Raw genomic sequence first — 15,173 nt, 5'->3', positions numbered from 1 at the left:
AGCATTGGCGGGACGGGTGTCAACCAACGACGATGTCGATCTCAATCTGGGCCGCGACCTCAGCAGCGCTGTCGTGCTGTTCCACCAGGCCGTCGCGGCACGGGTGGGGCTGTCCGCCGGCGACCTGAAGACGCTCGAGCTGATCGCGACGGAAGGGCCGTTCAGCGCGAGCGACCTGGCCCGGCGTACCGGCCTGACCGGCGCCGGTATCACCAGCGTCATCGCCCGGCTCACCGCCGGCGGCCATGTCGTGCGCGAGACCGACCCGGGCGACCGGCGCCGGGCGGTCATCCGCGCGGCCGAGACCGGCCATCCGCAGCTGGCAGGTGCGTTCGCCGACCTGGGCCGAGCTCTCGGTGGCGTGATCACCGAGTACGACCCGGCCGAGCAAGCAGCCATCGTCAGCTACCTGCGCCGCATGGTCGACATCCTGCGCGAGCAGACGATCCACCTCGGACCCGGCTGAATCCGTTCTCCTTGACCTTCATCTCGGGGCAAGCCGCAGCCTGATGCGTGCCCGGAATTGCCCGGGCCGTCTCGACCGCAGCGTTGGTCGGGACGTCATGGCCACGTCAAGGAGACGGACATGCTCACACCCGACCACCTGATCCACCCGACGCTCAGGCCGGACGGAGAACTGCGGCACCATCGATCGCGAGGCTCGCGCTCCATCGCTCAACGGGTACGACGGGCCGAGGAGCAGCGGTTCCTGGACGGCCGCTGGCCGCCTTCGGGGTTACGAGCTCGCGGATTCCAGGTGTGAGATCAGCCGGCCGAGGTCGCGGCGCCGGGAGTCTGCCGCCCAGACCGCCCAGGTACGCCGGATCAGCGGCGTGCCGACCAGAGGAACATGGATGATCCCTTCGGGCAGCGGCTGAGCCCAGTGCTCGGGGGCGAAGGTGAACGCTCGCCCCGAACTGACCGCGGCGAACTTGACCTCAGGAATCAGCGACTCGCTGGCCGCTGAGGCCGGTCCCGGGTCGAGGCCGTGGCTACGCAGCACAGCGGTGACCTCGTCGTACCAGATGGGGCTGTCGGCGCGCGGGAAACCCACCCAGTCGAGGCCGGCCAGCGCGGCCAGGCGCACGCCGTCCGGCCCGCCCGGTCGTTCCGAGGCCGAAAGCAGGACTCCGAGCGGTTCCTCGACCACCTCGATCGCGTCGAGATCACGATCCGGCGGCCGGGTCCGCAGCAGCCCGAGGTCGAGCTCGCCGTCACGCAACGCGTCCAGCTGTGCCGCCGAGGACAGGTGGCGCACCGTCGTACGGGTTCCGGGGTCCGATCCTGACAGCGCTTTCAGGGCGTTCGGCAGCAGCGTGGGCGGAAATTCCAGCGGTACGCCGATGCGCAGCAACGAGTCCCCGGCTGTCGCGAAGCGCCCGACCGTGACCAGCGCCTGGTCGTAGCGGGCCAGGACCGCACGGGCCTCGGCGGCCAGCACCGTGCCGGCCTCGGTGAGCATCACCCCGGTGCTGCTGCGAACGAGCAGCTCGGCGCCGACCTGCTGCTCCAGCGCGGCCACCGTCTGCGAGACGGCCGGCTGGCTCACCCGCAGGCGGCAGGCGGCGGCCGACACGCTGCGCTCGGCGGCGACGGCGAGGAAGACGCGTAACTCCCGAAGTTCCACGCACCCATCGCATCACGCCGGCCTTGATGACCGGCGATAAGGCGCGCTTATCGCGGCCGGGATGCCGGTGACCCCGGCAAGGGCTTGTGGCTGGCGGAACCCCGCCCGGGGTCCTGGACAGAGAAGAGTGAGCGACAGATGGCAACCGAACTCTCCGGCAGGACGGCCCTGATCACCGGCGGCAACAGCGGCATCGGCCGGGCGACCGCCGACGCGCTGGCCGCACAGGGTGCCACCGTGGTGCTGACCGGACGCGACGCCGCCCGCGGCGAGCAGGCCGTGAAGCGCATCGAGCAGGCCGGCGGAACGGCGCACTTCATCGCGGCCGACCTGCACGACGAAGCCTCGGCGCGGGCGCTGGCGGCCCAGGCCACCGGCGTGACCGGTCAGATCGACATCCTGGTCAACAGCGCCGGGATCTTCCCGTTCGGCCCGACCGAGCAGACCACCGAGGAAGCCTTCGACGACGTCTTCGCGGTCAACGTGAAGGCACCGTACTTCCTGGTCGCCGAGCTCGCCCCGGCGATGGCCGCCCGCGGTCAGGGCGCCATCGTCAACGTCACCACGATGGTCGCCGAATTCGGGGCGTCCGGCATGGGCCTGTACGGCGCCAGCAAGGCCGCCCTGGTGCTGCTCACCAAGTCGTGGGCAGCCGAGTTCGGGCCCAGCGGCGTGCGCGTCAACGCGGTCAGCCCCGGCCCCACGCGTACCGAAGGCACCGCCGCCATGGGCGAGGCCCTCGACCAGCTCGCCGCGGCCGGCCCGGCCGGGCGCCCCGGAGGCCCGGAGGAGGTCGCGGCGGCAATCGCCTTCCTGGCCGGCGACGCCGCCTCCTTCATCCACGGCGCAATCCTCCCGGCCGACGGCGGCCGGATCGCCGTCTGACCGACCCCTGCGTACCGGTGCGGCCACGATCGGAGGCCGCACCGGTACGGCAGGAACCTCAAGCGGGGCCCTGAGCTGCCGATAGGGTGATCGTGACCGGTGCCGACCTGACATCGACGGATGAGCGCGCAGAGCGCGTTCCTCGGCGGCGGCTCACCCGAAACCTCGCCGCCTCGGCGACGGTGGCTCTACTCTCGGTGGTCTGGCTCGTTGTCGCGTTGTTCAGCGACGACCCACCGCTGATCGGCTGGGTGCTGCCGCTGACAGCCACGCTGATCGCCGCGTGGGGTGCCTGGCGGGCCGGCACACCGCAGACCGCCGACATGCCGCGCCGGTACTTCTGGCGTTACGTGGCGGTCGGTGTTGTCCTCATCGGGTGCGGGTCGGTCAGCAACGGCTACGACTACCTGCACGGCGGCCAATACACCAGTCAGGTCAGCGCGCTCACCTCCGCCATCTACCTCTGCGGCCTGCTGGTCATGATGGTCGGTCTGCTGCGCATTCCGGGCACCCGTCGCTCGCGGGCCGAATGGACACGTTTCGGGCTGGACATCGCCACGGTCATCGTCACCGTCCTGACCTTCAGCTGGCACCTGCTGCACCCGAAATTTGCGAACGGTGGTCTCGGCGGCACCTGGTCAGCGCTGGCGGTGGTCGGCGGTGGGTTCATCTGCGTCTTTGCCTTCGTCAAGGTCGCCTTCACCGGCACTGGAGCGATCGACCGCCGATCGCTGCATCTGCTGGCGCTCACCGGAGCGGTCGGCGCCGGCGGCGGGGCCTTCGCCTCCCTGGTAGCCGCCTTCCTGGATCTGGCGAACGGGCCTGTGCTGGTACCGGTGGTGTGCCTGGTGCTGTGCCTCGCAGTGGACCGCCAACAGCGCGCGGCCTTCCAAGCCCCACCGCCGTCGCGGCCGCTGTCCGGGCGGCCGAGCGTGATGCCCTATGCCGCGGTTCTGTTCACCGGCACCCTGCTGCTGGTCACCGCGCAGGACGGGGCCGAGGACATCTTGGCCGTCGCGGTGGGCGCGGTGACGGTGACCGTGCTCGTGGCGACCCGGCAGATGATGGCGCTGCGCGACAACGCCGCCCTGGTGAGCCGCCTCGACGCCCGGCTGTACGAGCTCGGCGAGTACCAGCAGCAACTCAATCACCAGGCGACCCATGACGAGCTCACCGGGCTGGCCAACCGGGCGGTGCTCAACCGCGACACCACCGAGGCGCTGGCCGCCGACCCGGCGCAGGTCGGTGTGGTGCTCATCGACCTCGACAACTTCAAGATCATCAACGACGAGCTCGGTCACGCCGTCGGCGACGCGCTGCTCACCGCCGTCGCGGCCCGCATCAGCGCGAACGTGCCGGCGGGCACCACCGTGGCACGGCTCGGCGGCGACGAGTACGTCCTGCTCCTGCGTACCGGGAGCACCGCGGAGCACGAGGCCGCGCTGATCCGCCTCACCGAGCAGTTGCGGCGACCGGTCTCGGCCTGCGGTCACGACCTGGTCATCGAAGCCAGCATCGGCCTCGCCCCGGCCGGCGCCGGCGACACCGCCGAGGAGCTGCTGCGGCGTGCCGACGTCGCCATGTACGAGGCGAAGAGCCAGGGACGGGGGCGCTACGTCGTCTACGCCCCGGACATGGACCAGCGCGGCGCCGAACAGGCCCGGATCGCCGCTGACCTGCGGGTCGGCCTCGACACCGGGCAGCTGCACCTGCTCTACCAGCCGATCGTGGCCATCGCCGACGGCTCGGTCTACGGTGTCGAAGCGCTCGTGCGGTGGACCCACCCGCAGCGCGGACCGGTCGGCCCGGTCGACTTCATTCCGGCGGCCGAGCGCACGGGCCTGATCGTGCCGCTCGGCGCCTGGATCCTCGGCGAGGCCTGCCGGCAGGCCGTCCGCTGGCAGCAGGAACTCGGCGACCGGGCCCCGCGCACCGTCAGCGTCAACGTCTCCGCCCGCCAGCTGCGCGAGGCCGGATTCGCCGCTGACGTCGCCGCTGTCCTGCTCCAGACAGGCCTGGCACCGGATCGGCTCACGGTCGAGGTCACCGAGACCGCCGTCTTCGACGACGGCACCGCGATGGCCGAGCTGCACGCGATCAAGGCGCTCGGCGTCACCATCGCCCTGGACGATTTCGGTACGGGGCACTCGTCACTGGGGCTGCTGCGTACCTGCCCGGTCGACACCCTGAAGGTCGACAAGTCGTTCGTCGACAACGTCACCCAGGGCGGCCAGCACGCCGTCGTCGCCGAAGCGCTCATCCACATCAGCAACGGGCTGCAGCTGCGCGCCGTGGCCGAGGGTGTGGAGACCGCCGAGCAGGCCGACGCCCTGTACCGGCTGGGCTACCGCTACGCCCAGGGCTACCACTACGCGCGCCCGCTGCCGGCCGCGGAGGTCGGGCAACGGCTGAGCCAACCCGCGTCGCGGCTCAGCCACTCCGGGTAGAACGGCCTACAGGTCGAGGCGGATGCGGACCATGGTGCCGCCCTCGACGGGGAAGGTCTCCACGTCGTCGCAGATGCGTTCGACGATGGCCAGGCCGCGGCCGCCGACGATGCCCGCTGCCGGCATGTCGCGGCCGAACGTGCGCATCGGGCCGCTGTCGACCACGTCGCAGATCAGCTGGCCCGCGCGCACCCACACGTGGATGCGGCCGGCGCCGTCGGTGTGCTGCAGCGTGTTCGTGGTCAGTTCGCTGACCGCGAGGATCAGCAGCTCCACGCGTACCGGAGGGAGGCCGAGCGACGACGCACGGGCCGCGACAAAATCACGCACCGCTTTGAGGTCGCCGACCTCGCTGTAGGTCATCGTGGCGGGAAGATCAGTCATGGCCGGGCTCGTCCGGGCTCAGCAGGGTGGCAACCCCGGTCATGTCCAGGACCGTGGCCACGGAGCCGCGGGCGTTGGCGATCGTGAGGCGGCCGCCGGTGCGCCGGGCGGCGTGATAGGCGGTGACCAGGGTGTGGATGCCGCTCGAGTCGAGAAACGTGACCCCGGTCAGGTCCACCCGGACGGGTTTGCCGGACTCGACGGCGGTCAGCAGGACGGTCTCCATCTCGTCCCGGCCGGCCAGGTCACATTCACCGGTCAGGGCCACGACGACACGCCCGCCTTCTGCCGACGTGCGCGCGGTGAAAAGTGCCATTCCCACATCCTCGCATTGAACAACATGATCACCATGCCCGCTCGGCTGGCCCGGTCCCGGATGCCGGCGCATATTGACCATGGGTGGTGATCAAGCACTGACCCGCGACGTGAAAGGCGGATGCGATTCATGACCAGCCTCGAGCATGCCCCGCCGCCGGTCGAGCAGCACGTGCTCGACGATCTGCGCGCACGGCTGAGCGCGTACCGGCGGGTCGCTGTACCCGGCGGATTCGGATGGGCAAGGGGTGTCGACGGTGACTACCTCGGTGACCTGATCGCCTACTGGGCCGACGGCTACGACTGGCGGCGCCACGAATCCCGGATCCGTGACCTGCCGTGGACTCTGAGCACCAGAAGTGACACGCCGGTCCGGGCGGTGCACCGGCGAGCGCCTGACGCCGACGCGGTGCCGGTGGTGCTCCTGCACGGCTGGCCCGACTCGATCCTGCGCTTCGAGAAGGTTCTGCCGCTGCTGGGCGACCTGCACCTGATCGTTCCCGCTCTCCCCGGCTTCCCGTTCGCAGCACCCGTGGCCCGCGGCGGCATGTCGTCGCCGGACATGGCCGAAGCGGTCGCCCAGCTGGTGTCCGAGCTCGGCTACGGGCGTTATGTCGTCTCGGCCGGGGACGTGGGGTGCGATGTCGCCGAAGCGCTCGCCGCAGCCCACCCGGATCGGGTCGCCGCCCTGCATCTGACCGACGTGTCGCAGTACCGCTTCCTCGTGAATCCTCCGGACGACCTGTCCGACGCAGAACTGGCCTACGTCCGGCACGGTCACCGGTGGCAGGCGGCCGAGGGCGGTTACATGCACGAGCAGTCGACCAGGCCGCACACGCTGGCGGTCGGCCTCGGCGACTCCCCCGCCGGACTCGCCGCCTGGATCCTGGAGAAACTGCGCGCCTGGACCGACTGCGGCGGCGACGTGGAGACGGTCTTCACCCGCGACGAGTTGCTGACCTGGATCACCGCCTACTGGGTCAGCGGCGCGATCGGCACCTCCTTCACCCCGTACGCCGAGAGCGGATCGAAGCCGGCCGGCCGCATCGACGTGCCCGCGGCGTTCACGGTCTTCGCCAAAGACCTCGTGAACGCCCCACGGGAATTCGCGGCCCGGTTCTTCGACGTCCGGTCCTGGACCGACGAGCCTGCGGGCGGTCATTTCGCAGCGTGGGAACTCCCGTCCCGGTACGCCGCCGGGGTCCGGACCGCGGTGGACCTGGCTCGTCGCAGGGCGGGTTGAGACGCCGCGGGCCGGGTTGCACGGTTCGGTGAGGGGATGCGACGATCGCGTGGTCAGCCTGTGGCGAGAGGAGGTGCGGTCGAGATGGTCACTCATCAGTTTCCCGCGCCCCGTCGCCGGCACCGCTGACCTGCTGTGACCGGGGCGCATTCATCCGCTTGGAGAGTGTGATGGTCGCAAGCATTCACAACATCACCGTCGATACGACCGGTGATCCGTACGAGCTGGCGCAGTTCTGGTCGTCGGTGGTCGGCCGGCCGCTGCACGTCGAGGATCAGCCGGGCGATCCCGAGGCGTCACTGATGGCCGAGGGACAGCCGACGATGCTGTTCATCCGGGTGCCCGACGGCAAAGCGGTGAAGAACCGCCTGCATCTGGATCTGCAGCCGCAGGACCGCACCCGCGACGAGGAGGTCGACCGGTTGATCGGGATCGGCGCGACGCTCTTCGAGGACCACCGCCGGCCGGACGGCACCGGCTGGGTCACGCTGACCGACCCGGAAGGCAACGAGTTCTGCGTGGAACGCAGCCTCGCCGAACGAACCGCCACGTAACACCGCCGGGAGCGGCCCGCACCGGGCCGCTCCCGGCTCACGGCTTCGGCAGGGTGAGGATTTCGGCGCCGTCCTCGGTGATGGCGATGGTGTGCTCGCTGTGTGCGGTCCGGCCGCCCGTGACGCTGCGCAGGGTCCAGCCGTCGGCGTCGGTGACGAGCTTGTCGGTGTCCGCCATGATCCAGGGCTCGAGGGCCAGCAGCAGTCCGGGGCGCAGGGTGTAACCGCGGCCGGGGCGGCCGGTGTTGGGCACGTGCGGGTCCTGGTGCATCGTCGAGCCGACGCCGTGACCGCCGAACTCGGTGTTGACCCGGTAGCCCGCGTCGCTCAGCACCTCCCCGATGACGTGCGAGAGATCGCCGATGCGGGCGCCGGGCCGGGCGGCGGCGATGCCGGCGACCAGGGCGCGCTCGGTCGCGTCGATCAGCGCCAGGCTCTCCGGCGACCTGGTCTCGCCGACGATGAAGCTGATGGCGGAGTCCGTGACGATGCCGTTCAGGGAGACCGCCAGGTCGAGCGTCAGCAGGTCGCCGTCGGCCAGCGCGTAGTCGAACGGCTTGCCGTGCAGCACCGCGTCGTTCACCGAGGTGCAGATGTAGTGGCCGAACGGGCCGCGGCCGAAGGACGGCTCGTAGTCGACGTAGCAGGACACGCCGCCGGCCTCGATGATCATGTCCTGGGTCCACCGGTCGATGTCGAGCAGGTTCGTGCCGACCTCGCAACGGCCCTTCATCGTCTGCAGAATGCCGGCGACCAGGGCACCTGCCTCCCTGGCGCGGGGCAGGTCCGTGGCGTCGAAGAGCTCGATCATCGTGCGTCCTTCCGGGTCTGACCAATAACTATCCCGGCAAGAGTATCCCGGTACTAGAATGGTGCCATGGTCAGGTTGCCGCTCACCCCCGCCGAGGTCGAACGCGGGCAGCGCCTCGGCGCCCTGCTGCGACGCGCCCGCGGGCAGAACTCCATGCTCTACACCGCGCTGGACGCCGGCCTGTCACCGGAGACGCTGCGCAAGATCGAGTCCGGCCGGGTCGCCACCCCCGCGTTTGCGACCATCGCCGCGATCGCCGATGTCCTCGGCCTGTCCCTCGATGACGTGTGGGCGGAGATCAACCGCTCCGACAGTACGGGTGAGCGGCTCGCCTCTTGAGGCAGGTAGTCAGCGGGCGATCGCCCCAGCGATCGCTGGTGTTCAGCGTCGCGTCGACTTCCCAGTTCGGCAACGACGGTGGAACCGCTCGGCGCCTGAACGGCCGAGCGGTTCCCGACGTTCACCGCGCGTGGCGCAGCGCCCATTCCAGGGCATAGTCGGCGATGTCTTCCCAGCCCTGCTGAGCCGGCAAAAGATGGGCGTACCCGGGATATTCCTTGATCTCGGTGATGGTGTCCGCCTTGTAGTGCTTGGCGTTGGAGCGCTGCACGCTCGGCGGCATGATGTGGTCCTCGGAGCCGGAGATGAACAGCAGCGGCGCCCGCGACGCGTTGTGGTAGTCGACCGCGATGTCCTGAGGGCCGGGGATGAAGTTGGCCAGGACGCTGTCCCACAGGATGCCGCCGGCCGCGGGGATCGCATAGCGCTCGTAGAGGCGCTGCGACTCCTCGGCGGTGAACGTGTTGGTGAAGGCGTATGTCCACTGCTCGAGGGTCAGCGGCACAGCCTTGTGCCGGTTCGCCGGGCTTTTCAGCACCGGGAACGTCGAGCGCACCTGCGACAGGGGTGTCACCTTCACGCCCTCGGTCGGTGCGGAGTTCAGGGCGACGGCCGAGGCGCCCAGGCCGCGGTCGATGAGGACCTGGGTGAAGGCACCGCCGGCGGAGTGGCCCATGATGATCGGCGCGGTCGGCAGGGCGCTGACGACGCCGACCAGATGGTCGATGATCTCGTGAGCGGTGAGCTTCTCGATGATGGCCGGGTCGGCGTTGAGCGCCTCGACCTCGACGTCGAATCCGGGGTAGCCGGGTGCGAGGACCCGGAAGCCCTTCTTCTCGTAGTGGGTGATCCAGTTTTCCCAGCTGCGGGGTGTGACCCAGAAGCCGTGGACGAGAACGATCGTGTCGGGAGTGGCGGTCATGGTCAGCGTGTCCTTTCAGCGTGCGGCGTGCCTGATGACGTCCGCGGAGATGCGGGGCTGCGAGATCATCGCGACGTGTGAGGCGTTGACCTCGGTGGTGTGAGCGCCGGCCCGCTGGGCCATGAAACGTTGCGCTGCCGCCGGGATGAGGTTGTCGTTGCGGGCGACCAGGTACCAGGAGGGGATGCTCTTCCACGCGGGCGCCCCGGAAGGTTCCCCGAGCGTGTGCACGTCGCCGGGCCGCTGACTCGCGGCCATCAGGTCGGTGGTCGAGCGGGGCAGATCGCCGGCGAACACCTCACGGAAGACGGCGGTCTTGACGTACCCGTCGATGCTGCCGGCACCGTCCGGGGTCGGGTACGGCCGGAAGTCCAGTGCTGCCTCGTCGAGTTTGGTGCCCGGGTACTTCAGCTGGAGTCCCTGCAGCGTCTCGCCCTGGTCGGGGGCGAACGCCGCGATGTAGACCAGCGATCTGACGTTCGGGTTGCCGAGCGCGGCGTTGGTGATGACCATCCCGCCGTAGGAGTGCGCCACCAGGACCAGCGGGCCGGAGAGCGTCGCCAGGATGCTGGCCAGGTAGGCCGAGTCGGCCGAGACACTGCGCAGCGGGTTGGCCGGGGCGATGACCGGGTAGCCGTCGTGCCGCAGGCTGCGGGCGACGTCGTTCCAGCCCGAGGCGTCGGCGAACGCCCCGTGCACGAGCACCACGGTGGGTTTGGCCTTGGCCGACGGCCGGGTCTGCGCCGCTGCCGCGGGTGTTGCGAGAAGTGTTCCGGTGGCCAGGGCCGCGGAGCCGGCGATCACCGTTCGGCGGGTGGTCGGCATGTGTTGGTCCCTTCAGCGTCGATCGGTGTGTGCCACCACGCTGCGGGAATCAGACCGCTGGTTGTATCAGTAGGTTGACGGTCACCGCGGGTCAGTCATCGCCGAGGTGCATGCGTACCCAGTCGCCGGGTGAGATGCCGTAGGCGGCGCGGAACCGCCGGGCGAAGTGCCGCGGGTCGGTGAATCCCCATCGGCGGGCGGTCGCGGAGATCAGGATGTGGTGGGTGGCCCGATGGGCGAGCTCGCGGCGCGCTCCCTCCAGGCGGCGCTGCCAGATCGCCTCCGCCGGCGATTCGGCCTCGTCGGCGAACAGCTGGTACAGGTAGCGCAGCGAGACCTTGTGCTCGGCGGCGACCCGGGCCGGGGTGAGTCCTGGTTCGTGCAGGTGGGCGTCGATGTAGGCCAGTACCACTGTCCGCAGGGATCGGGCATGGGCGGCCCGGGAGTGCGGATTGCCGGGCGCCACCGACGCGATGAGCGCGCGAACCAGGTCGGCAGTGGCGACCCCGAGCATGCCCAGAGCAGGCCCGGGCGCCGTACGGCGGGCGATGGCGGGCAGATCGCGCAGGTGACGCATCGTCAGGTCGTGCAGCGGGCTCGTGCGCACCAACGGGATCACGGCACGGGCGACGTCCACAGGAAAGCCCAGCGCGGTGTAGTCGGCCAGGAAGGCGGTGGCGGCGAAGGCACCACGCCAGCGCGACTCGTACACGGAAGTCAGGTCCAGCAGGTGGAGCTCGTTGCGGCGCCGCACGATGGTCTGGAACTGCCGGGCATCGCAGATGCCCCGGGTGTCGAGGGTCAGCGAGAGCCTCTCCGGCGAGTCGGCGCGCACGTGCCGTGCGGTGCGCTGCATGTGCAGCCCGCCGCTGGAGTCGTTGCTCAGCAGGGTCATTCCGGCGCCGATCGGCCAGCCCTCGATGAGCGAGCGGATGCCCGGGGAGAGCCGGACCGACGCGGGCGCGGACGGCGAGGTCAGCGTGGCATAAACAGCGTCGGCCGATTCGCGGGGTGGAAGATTGCGGGTGTCCAGCAGCAGGGCCATGTCGGCTCCTCACACGTCGCGCGGCAACGACCGCACGGCGACGTGTCAGAGCTTATCGACAGCCCGCAGCGGTAACCAGTGCAAGCGTTCGCCGAGATGGTCAGGGGACGCGGCGAACGCGGTCTCCACGGCCTCACGGCCCTGCGCGAAGTGTGACCAGCCTTCGTAGTGCACCGGGATGATGGTGCGGGGCTGCACCAGCGTGCACAGCTCGACGGCCTCGTCAGCGGTGAGGCTGTAATGCAGCGGCCCGGTGATCGGGAACCGCACGGCACCGAGGTGCAGGACCACCGTGTCCACGGTCATACGACGAGGGACTTCGCGCACACCGTGGAACAGCACCGTGTCGCCGGTGATCCACAGGACACCGTGTTCCTGGCCTTCCCATTGCAACGCGAACCCGATCACCGGGCCGGCGATCGGCCGGCTCAGCGGCGGGCCGTGCCGGCAGGGAGTGGCGGTGACGCTGATCGGCTGCCGGGCCGGAGCATCCAGTGTGGTCCTGTCCCACGGCCGCAGACCACGGGTGCCGTCCGCAGCACGGCCGAGGCGCTCAGCCCCGGCTCGGGTGGTGACCACCAGCGGCACCTGCGCGAGCAGTTCACGGCCGCGGTCGTCGAGGTTGTCGGCATGGTGCTCGTGACTGAGCAGAACCACGTCGACCGGCCCGACCTCCTCCGGCTGGAGGCTGGGACCGGTCTTCTTGCGGGAGCTGGTCCCCCACCCGAACGCGTAACGCCTGCCGGGCGGGTCGAACGTCGGATCGGTGAGGATCCGCCAGCCGGCAACCTCGATCAGGACTGTCGGGCCTCCGATGTGGGTCACTCGTACGTCCTTCATCGGCGTTGTCCTCACCTTGCGTCGGACGCGCGCTGCGACCTGCAGAGCGCTTGCGCCGACACTCCACGCTCGCGAGGACGAACGCATCCGTAGGTTGACTGCGTCAGCCGGTGGCGTGCTGCAGCGCCTCGAGCGCACCGCGCAGGTGCGAACGGCCGGTGACACCGAGCTTGGGGTAGATGCGGTAGAGATGCGAGCTCACCGTGCGGTGCGAGACGAACAGTCGCTGGCCGATCTCCCGGTTGCTGAGCCCCGCTGCGGCCAGCATCGCGGTCTGCAGCTCCTGAGCGGTCAACTGCGTACCGGACGATGCTGCCCGGCCGGTGCTCTCCTCACCGGCCGCGCGGAGTTCCTCGCGGGCGAGCGCACCCCAGGCCTCGGCGCCGAGAACGTCGAAGCCGTCCTTGGCCGCGCGCAGCGGTGCCCGGGATTCGAGGATGCGTTTGCGGCGGCGTAACCACATGCCGTGGGCGAGGTCCAGGCGGGCCCGGTGCACCGGCCAGGCCCTGAGGTCCATCGCCAGGGCGTCCTCGAACGACCGGGCGGCGTCCTGCTCGGGCGACAGCACCGCGGTGGCGTAGGCCAGGGATCGGCGCAGGGCCGGAGACGGGAAACGGCCGGCGCGTTCGGCGGCGGCGCTGATGATGTCCCGGACTTCGTCGTGGCGTCCCGATCGGACGGCCGCGTCGGCCAGATCCGGCAGGACCCATCCGGACATGTCCAGGTGGTGGGTGTCATGGCGCGGGTCGAAGATCGGCATCAGAATGTCGAGGGCCTCGTCGTAGCGGCCCGCGGCGTTCGCGGCGATGCCCCGGGCGTGCTGTGCACACTCGATGATGAATCGGATCCCGGTGACCAGGGGGCTGGCCAGCACGGCGTCGGCCAGCCGGAACGCGGCATCGCTGTTGCCGCACATCGCCTCGTGCAGGGCCTGGGCCGCCCGTGCCGCAACGATCCAGAACTGGTCGCCGGTCTCCTCGGCGAGTGCTTCGGCCTCCTCGAAGTCGGCACGGACAGCCGGCCAGCGGCCGAGCCAGAGGCGGATGGTCCCGGCAGCGGACAAGGTACGGGCCAGCAGCGCGGTACGGCCCTGAGCCCGGTACCCGGCGGCCGCCGTCGCCAGGAACGACGAGGCGGTGACGAAGTCGCCGAGGATCATCGCGGCTCCCCCGAGGAAACGCATGCCGTCGACGTCGGTGCGGTCCGGGACCAGAGCCGGTAACAGCCGCAGCACTTCGGCACCGAGGACGTCGGACTGCGCATAGGCCCTGATCGCCACGGCCCGGGGATCGTCGGCGGCGATACCCAGCTTGCCGAACACCGTGATGACGCGGGCGCCGACCTCCGACGGCAGGCTCGCCCACCAGCACCGCGATGCCGCCCGCCAGCACAGCATGGCGGCCAGGTCGGTGTCGCCGGCCGCGTGCACCTCCACGACCACGTCACACAGCCGGTCGATCCGGGCCGCGTCGCGGACATCACCGGGCGCGACGATGTCGCTCACCAGCGTCAGCCTGCCCCGGTCGACCGGACCGCACTGCGCGGGATCCGCCTTCGCGACCAATCGCGCGGCAACGGCGCGGTCGTTCAGCTGTGCTGCCAGTTCAGCGGCCCGCAGCACCAGCGAGGACCGGCGTGCCGGGTCGCCGGTGATCTCCGACGCGCGGTCGAGGCTGGTGACGGCTGCGCCCAGCGCTCCGCGCTCCACGGCACGGCCCGCAGCGGCTTCGAGGTCGTCGCTGACACCCTCGTCCGGGCCCAGTGTCGCCGCGCTGCGGTGCCAGGCCCGCCGGTCCGGGTCCTCAGCGAGCGCGTCGGCCAGGGCCGCGTGGATCGTGAGCCGGGCGAACTCGCTCACGCGGCCGTAGACCGCCGAACGCATCAACGGGTGGCCGAATCGCAGCCGCCGCGACCCGATCTGCAGCAGCCCGGCGTCGATCGCCGGTTGGATGTCGTCGGCCGCCACCACGCTGCCGGTCAGCACCTGACCGACCGACAGCAGTACGGGCAGCGGGCAGTTCGTGTCCGCGGAGAACACCGCGACGGCCGCGCGGGTCGCCTCCGGCAACTGCTCGAACCGGTCGGCGAAGGCGCTGGTCAGTCGCTCGTTGAGGGGCAGCAGTTCCGACATCTGGTCGAAGCCGCCCGACGCGACGAGCCGCGGCAGCTCGACCAGAGCCAGCGGGTTACCGGCCGCTTCGGCCAGGACCCACTCCCGCATCTTCGGCGCCAGGCCGGACGCGTGGTCGGCCAGCAGCTGCCGCGCGGCGCGGTCATCGATCTCGCCGACGTGCACCTGACCGAGGCCCGTACCGGCCAGCACGCCGGTGTGCTGTTCCCGCACCGCCATGACCGCGCAGATCGGCTCCGTGCTCAGCCGCCGGGCCACGAACACCAGCACGTCCACTGTCTCGGGGTCCAGCCAGTGCGCGTCCTCGACCAGGATCAGCAGCGGTGTGCCGGCGGCCCGGTCCCCCAGCAACTCCAGCACCGCCAGACCGACGGTGAACAGATCCGGGCGGACGTCTTCCTGGCCGAAGGCGCCGCGCAGCGTGCGCTGCAGCCGCGGAGTCAACGCCCGCAGATCGCCCAGGAACGGGCTCAGCAGCTGATGCAGGCCGGCGAAGGGCAGCGCTGACTCCGATTCGGCACCGTTGGTGGCCAGCACCACCATCCCGGCGTCGACGGCCAATTCCTGAGCCGCCGCCAGGACTCTCGACTTGCCGATCCCGGGCCGGCCACGCAGCACCACCGCGGCGCCCCGGCCGTCACGGGCAGCCGACAACAGACGCTTGACCATCGTGAGTTCACTGTCGCGGCCGTACAGCGCCGACCTGCTACCGGATGCCTCCATGGACGCCCCCTCCGGTGCACTTCCCACTGTCCAGACAGTAGGGAAAGCGCTCCCACGCTGATGGGTCCGAGAGTGCAGACGA

The 15,173-nt window shown here is 70.4% G+C and carries 15 protein-coding genes; 6 read left to right on the top strand and 9 right to left on the bottom strand.

All coding sequences use genetic code 11. The features are described from left to right. Nucleotides 1–16 precede the first annotated feature (16 nt). Complete coding sequence (locus AFR_RS12030) at nucleotides 17–466, top strand: MarR family winged helix-turn-helix transcriptional regulator (protein WP_023360733.1); 450 nt, start codon at nucleotides 17–19, stop codon at nucleotides 464–466. Between the two features lie 270 nt (nucleotides 467–736). Here the strand turns inward: AFR_RS12030 and AFR_RS12025 are convergent, their stop codons facing one another. Beyond that, nucleotides 737–1,627 (bottom strand): LysR family transcriptional regulator, encoded by an 891-nt coding sequence (locus AFR_RS12025; protein WP_023360732.1) that lies wholly within the window; start codon nucleotides 1,625–1,627, stop codon nucleotides 737–739. Between the two features lie 138 nt (nucleotides 1,628–1,765). On the opposite strand from AFR_RS12025, the gene AFR_RS12020 reads away from it, so the two are divergent. Next, nucleotides 1,766–2,512 carry an SDR family NAD(P)-dependent oxidoreductase gene (locus AFR_RS12020; protein ID WP_023360731.1) on the top strand — a complete coding sequence of 249 codons (747 nt, stop codon included), beginning with the start codon at nucleotides 1,766–1,768 and terminating at the stop codon, nucleotides 2,510–2,512. A 197-nt stretch (nucleotides 2,513–2,709) separates the two neighbouring features. After that, entirely contained in the window at nucleotides 2,710–4,959 is a 2,250-nt protein-coding gene (locus AFR_RS12015) for a putative bifunctional diguanylate cyclase/phosphodiesterase (RefSeq protein WP_148307935.1), read from the top strand. 6 nt (nucleotides 4,960–4,965) lie between these two features. On the opposite strand, the gene AFR_RS12010 is transcribed toward AFR_RS12015, so the two are convergent. Both AFR_RS12010 and AFR_RS12005 read right to left on the bottom strand, forming a co-directional pair. Next, nucleotides 4,966–5,343, bottom strand: coding sequence for an ATP-binding protein (locus AFR_RS12010; RefSeq protein WP_023360729.1), 378 nt, complete (start codon nucleotides 5,341–5,343; stop codon nucleotides 4,966–4,968). Next, on the bottom strand, nucleotides 5,336–5,659 hold the full coding sequence (locus AFR_RS12005; protein ID WP_023360728.1) for an STAS domain-containing protein: 324 nt from the start codon (nucleotides 5,657–5,659) through the stop codon (nucleotides 5,336–5,338). The genes AFR_RS12010 and AFR_RS12005 overlap by 8 nt, the downstream gene beginning before the upstream one ends. Nucleotides 5,660–5,788: 129 nt before the next feature. Here AFR_RS12005 and AFR_RS12000 point away from each other — a divergent pair, with 129 nt between their 5' ends. Together AFR_RS12000 and AFR_RS11995 are read left to right on the top strand one after the other, a co-directional pair. Beyond that, complete coding sequence (locus AFR_RS12000; protein ID WP_023360727.1) at nucleotides 5,789–6,901, top strand: epoxide hydrolase family protein; 1,113 nt, start codon at nucleotides 5,789–5,791, stop codon at nucleotides 6,899–6,901. 170 nt (nucleotides 6,902–7,071) lie between these two features. After that, a complete protein-coding gene (locus AFR_RS11995) occupies nucleotides 7,072–7,455 on the top strand; it encodes a VOC family protein (RefSeq protein WP_023360726.1) in 384 nt (127 codons plus the stop codon). A gap of 37 nt (nucleotides 7,456–7,492) precedes the next feature. Here the strand turns inward: AFR_RS11995 and map are convergent, their stop codons facing one another. Next, nucleotides 7,493–8,266, bottom strand: a complete 774-nt coding sequence (gene map / locus AFR_RS11990; RefSeq protein WP_023360725.1) for a type I methionyl aminopeptidase — start codon at nucleotides 8,264–8,266, stop codon at nucleotides 7,493–7,495. Between the two features lie 66 nt (nucleotides 8,267–8,332). On the opposite strand from map, the gene AFR_RS11985 reads away from it, so the two are divergent. Next, nucleotides 8,333–8,605 carry a helix-turn-helix domain-containing protein gene (locus AFR_RS11985; RefSeq protein ID WP_023360724.1) on the top strand — a complete coding sequence of 91 codons (273 nt, stop codon included), beginning with the start codon at nucleotides 8,333–8,335 and terminating at the stop codon, nucleotides 8,603–8,605. Nucleotides 8,606–8,726: 121 nt separating this feature from the next. On the opposite strand, the gene AFR_RS11980 is transcribed toward AFR_RS11985, so the two are convergent. From AFR_RS11980 to AFR_RS11960, 5 genes are all read right to left on the bottom strand, one after another. Continuing rightward, nucleotides 8,727–9,527, bottom strand: coding sequence for an alpha/beta hydrolase (locus AFR_RS11980; protein WP_023360723.1), 801 nt, complete (start codon nucleotides 9,525–9,527; stop codon nucleotides 8,727–8,729). 15 nt (nucleotides 9,528–9,542) lie between these two features. Then, nucleotides 9,543–10,352: an alpha/beta fold hydrolase gene (locus tag AFR_RS11975; RefSeq protein WP_023360722.1), complete on the bottom strand. Its 810-nt coding sequence runs from the start codon at nucleotides 10,350–10,352 to the stop codon at nucleotides 9,543–9,545. Between the two features lie 91 nt (nucleotides 10,353–10,443). Continuing rightward, a complete protein-coding gene (locus AFR_RS11970; RefSeq protein WP_023360721.1) occupies nucleotides 10,444–11,397 on the bottom strand; it encodes a helix-turn-helix domain-containing protein in 954 nt (317 codons plus the stop codon). Between the two features lie 45 nt (nucleotides 11,398–11,442). After that, nucleotides 11,443–12,237, bottom strand: coding sequence for an MBL fold metallo-hydrolase (locus tag AFR_RS11965; RefSeq protein WP_041840805.1), 795 nt, complete (start codon nucleotides 12,235–12,237; stop codon nucleotides 11,443–11,445). A gap of 103 nt (nucleotides 12,238–12,340) precedes the next feature. After that, entirely contained in the window at nucleotides 12,341–15,091 is a 2,751-nt protein-coding gene (locus AFR_RS11960; RefSeq protein WP_023360718.1) for a helix-turn-helix transcriptional regulator, read from the bottom strand. Nucleotides 15,092–15,173 lie beyond the last annotated feature (82 nt).

Source organism: Amorphoplanes friuliensis DSM 7358, from assembly GCF_000494755.1.
Taxonomy (GTDB): Bacteria; Actinomycetota; Actinomycetes; order Mycobacteriales; family Micromonosporaceae; genus Actinoplanes; species Actinoplanes friuliensis.
The sequence above is the reverse complement of the archived record's forward strand: the minus strand, read 5'-3'. Positions and strand labels throughout refer to the sequence as shown.

What these genes read in the sequence shown, in the direction of transcription:
- AFR_RS11980 (WP_023360723.1), bottom strand. Translation starts at nt 9,527, where the DNA reads ATGACCGCCACTCCCGACACGATCGTTCTCGTCCACGGCTTCTGGGTC.
- AFR_RS11965 (WP_041840805.1), bottom strand. Translation starts at nt 12,237, where the DNA reads ATGAAGGACGTACGAGTGACCCACATCGGAGGCCCGACAGTCCTGATC.
- map (WP_023360725.1), bottom strand. Translation starts at nt 8,266, where the DNA reads ATGATCGAGCTCTTCGACGCCACGGACCTGCCCCGCGCCAGGGAGGCA.
- AFR_RS11985 (WP_023360724.1), top strand. Translation starts at nt 8,333, where the DNA reads ATGGTCAGGTTGCCGCTCACCCCCGCCGAGGTCGAACGCGGGCAGCGC.
- AFR_RS12000 (WP_023360727.1), top strand. Translation starts at nt 5,789, where the DNA reads ATGACCAGCCTCGAGCATGCCCCGCCGCCGGTCGAGCAGCACGTGCTC.
- AFR_RS11995 (WP_023360726.1), top strand. Translation starts at nt 7,072, where the DNA reads ATGGTCGCAAGCATTCACAACATCACCGTCGATACGACCGGTGATCCG.
- AFR_RS12020 (WP_023360731.1), top strand. Translation starts at nt 1,766, where the DNA reads ATGGCAACCGAACTCTCCGGCAGGACGGCCCTGATCACCGGCGGCAAC.
- AFR_RS12010 (WP_023360729.1), bottom strand. Translation starts at nt 5,343, where the DNA reads ATGACTGATCTTCCCGCCACGATGACCTACAGCGAGGTCGGCGACCTC.
- AFR_RS11970 (WP_023360721.1), bottom strand. Translation starts at nt 11,397, where the DNA reads ATGGCCCTGCTGCTGGACACCCGCAATCTTCCACCCCGCGAATCGGCC.
- AFR_RS11960 (WP_023360718.1), bottom strand. Translation starts at nt 15,091, where the DNA reads ATGGAGGCATCCGGTAGCAGGTCGGCGCTGTACGGCCGCGACAGTGAA.
- AFR_RS12005 (WP_023360728.1), bottom strand. Translation starts at nt 5,659, where the DNA reads ATGGCACTTTTCACCGCGCGCACGTCGGCAGAAGGCGGGCGTGTCGTC.
- AFR_RS11975 (WP_023360722.1), bottom strand. Translation starts at nt 10,352, where the DNA reads ATGCCGACCACCCGCCGAACGGTGATCGCCGGCTCCGCGGCCCTGGCC.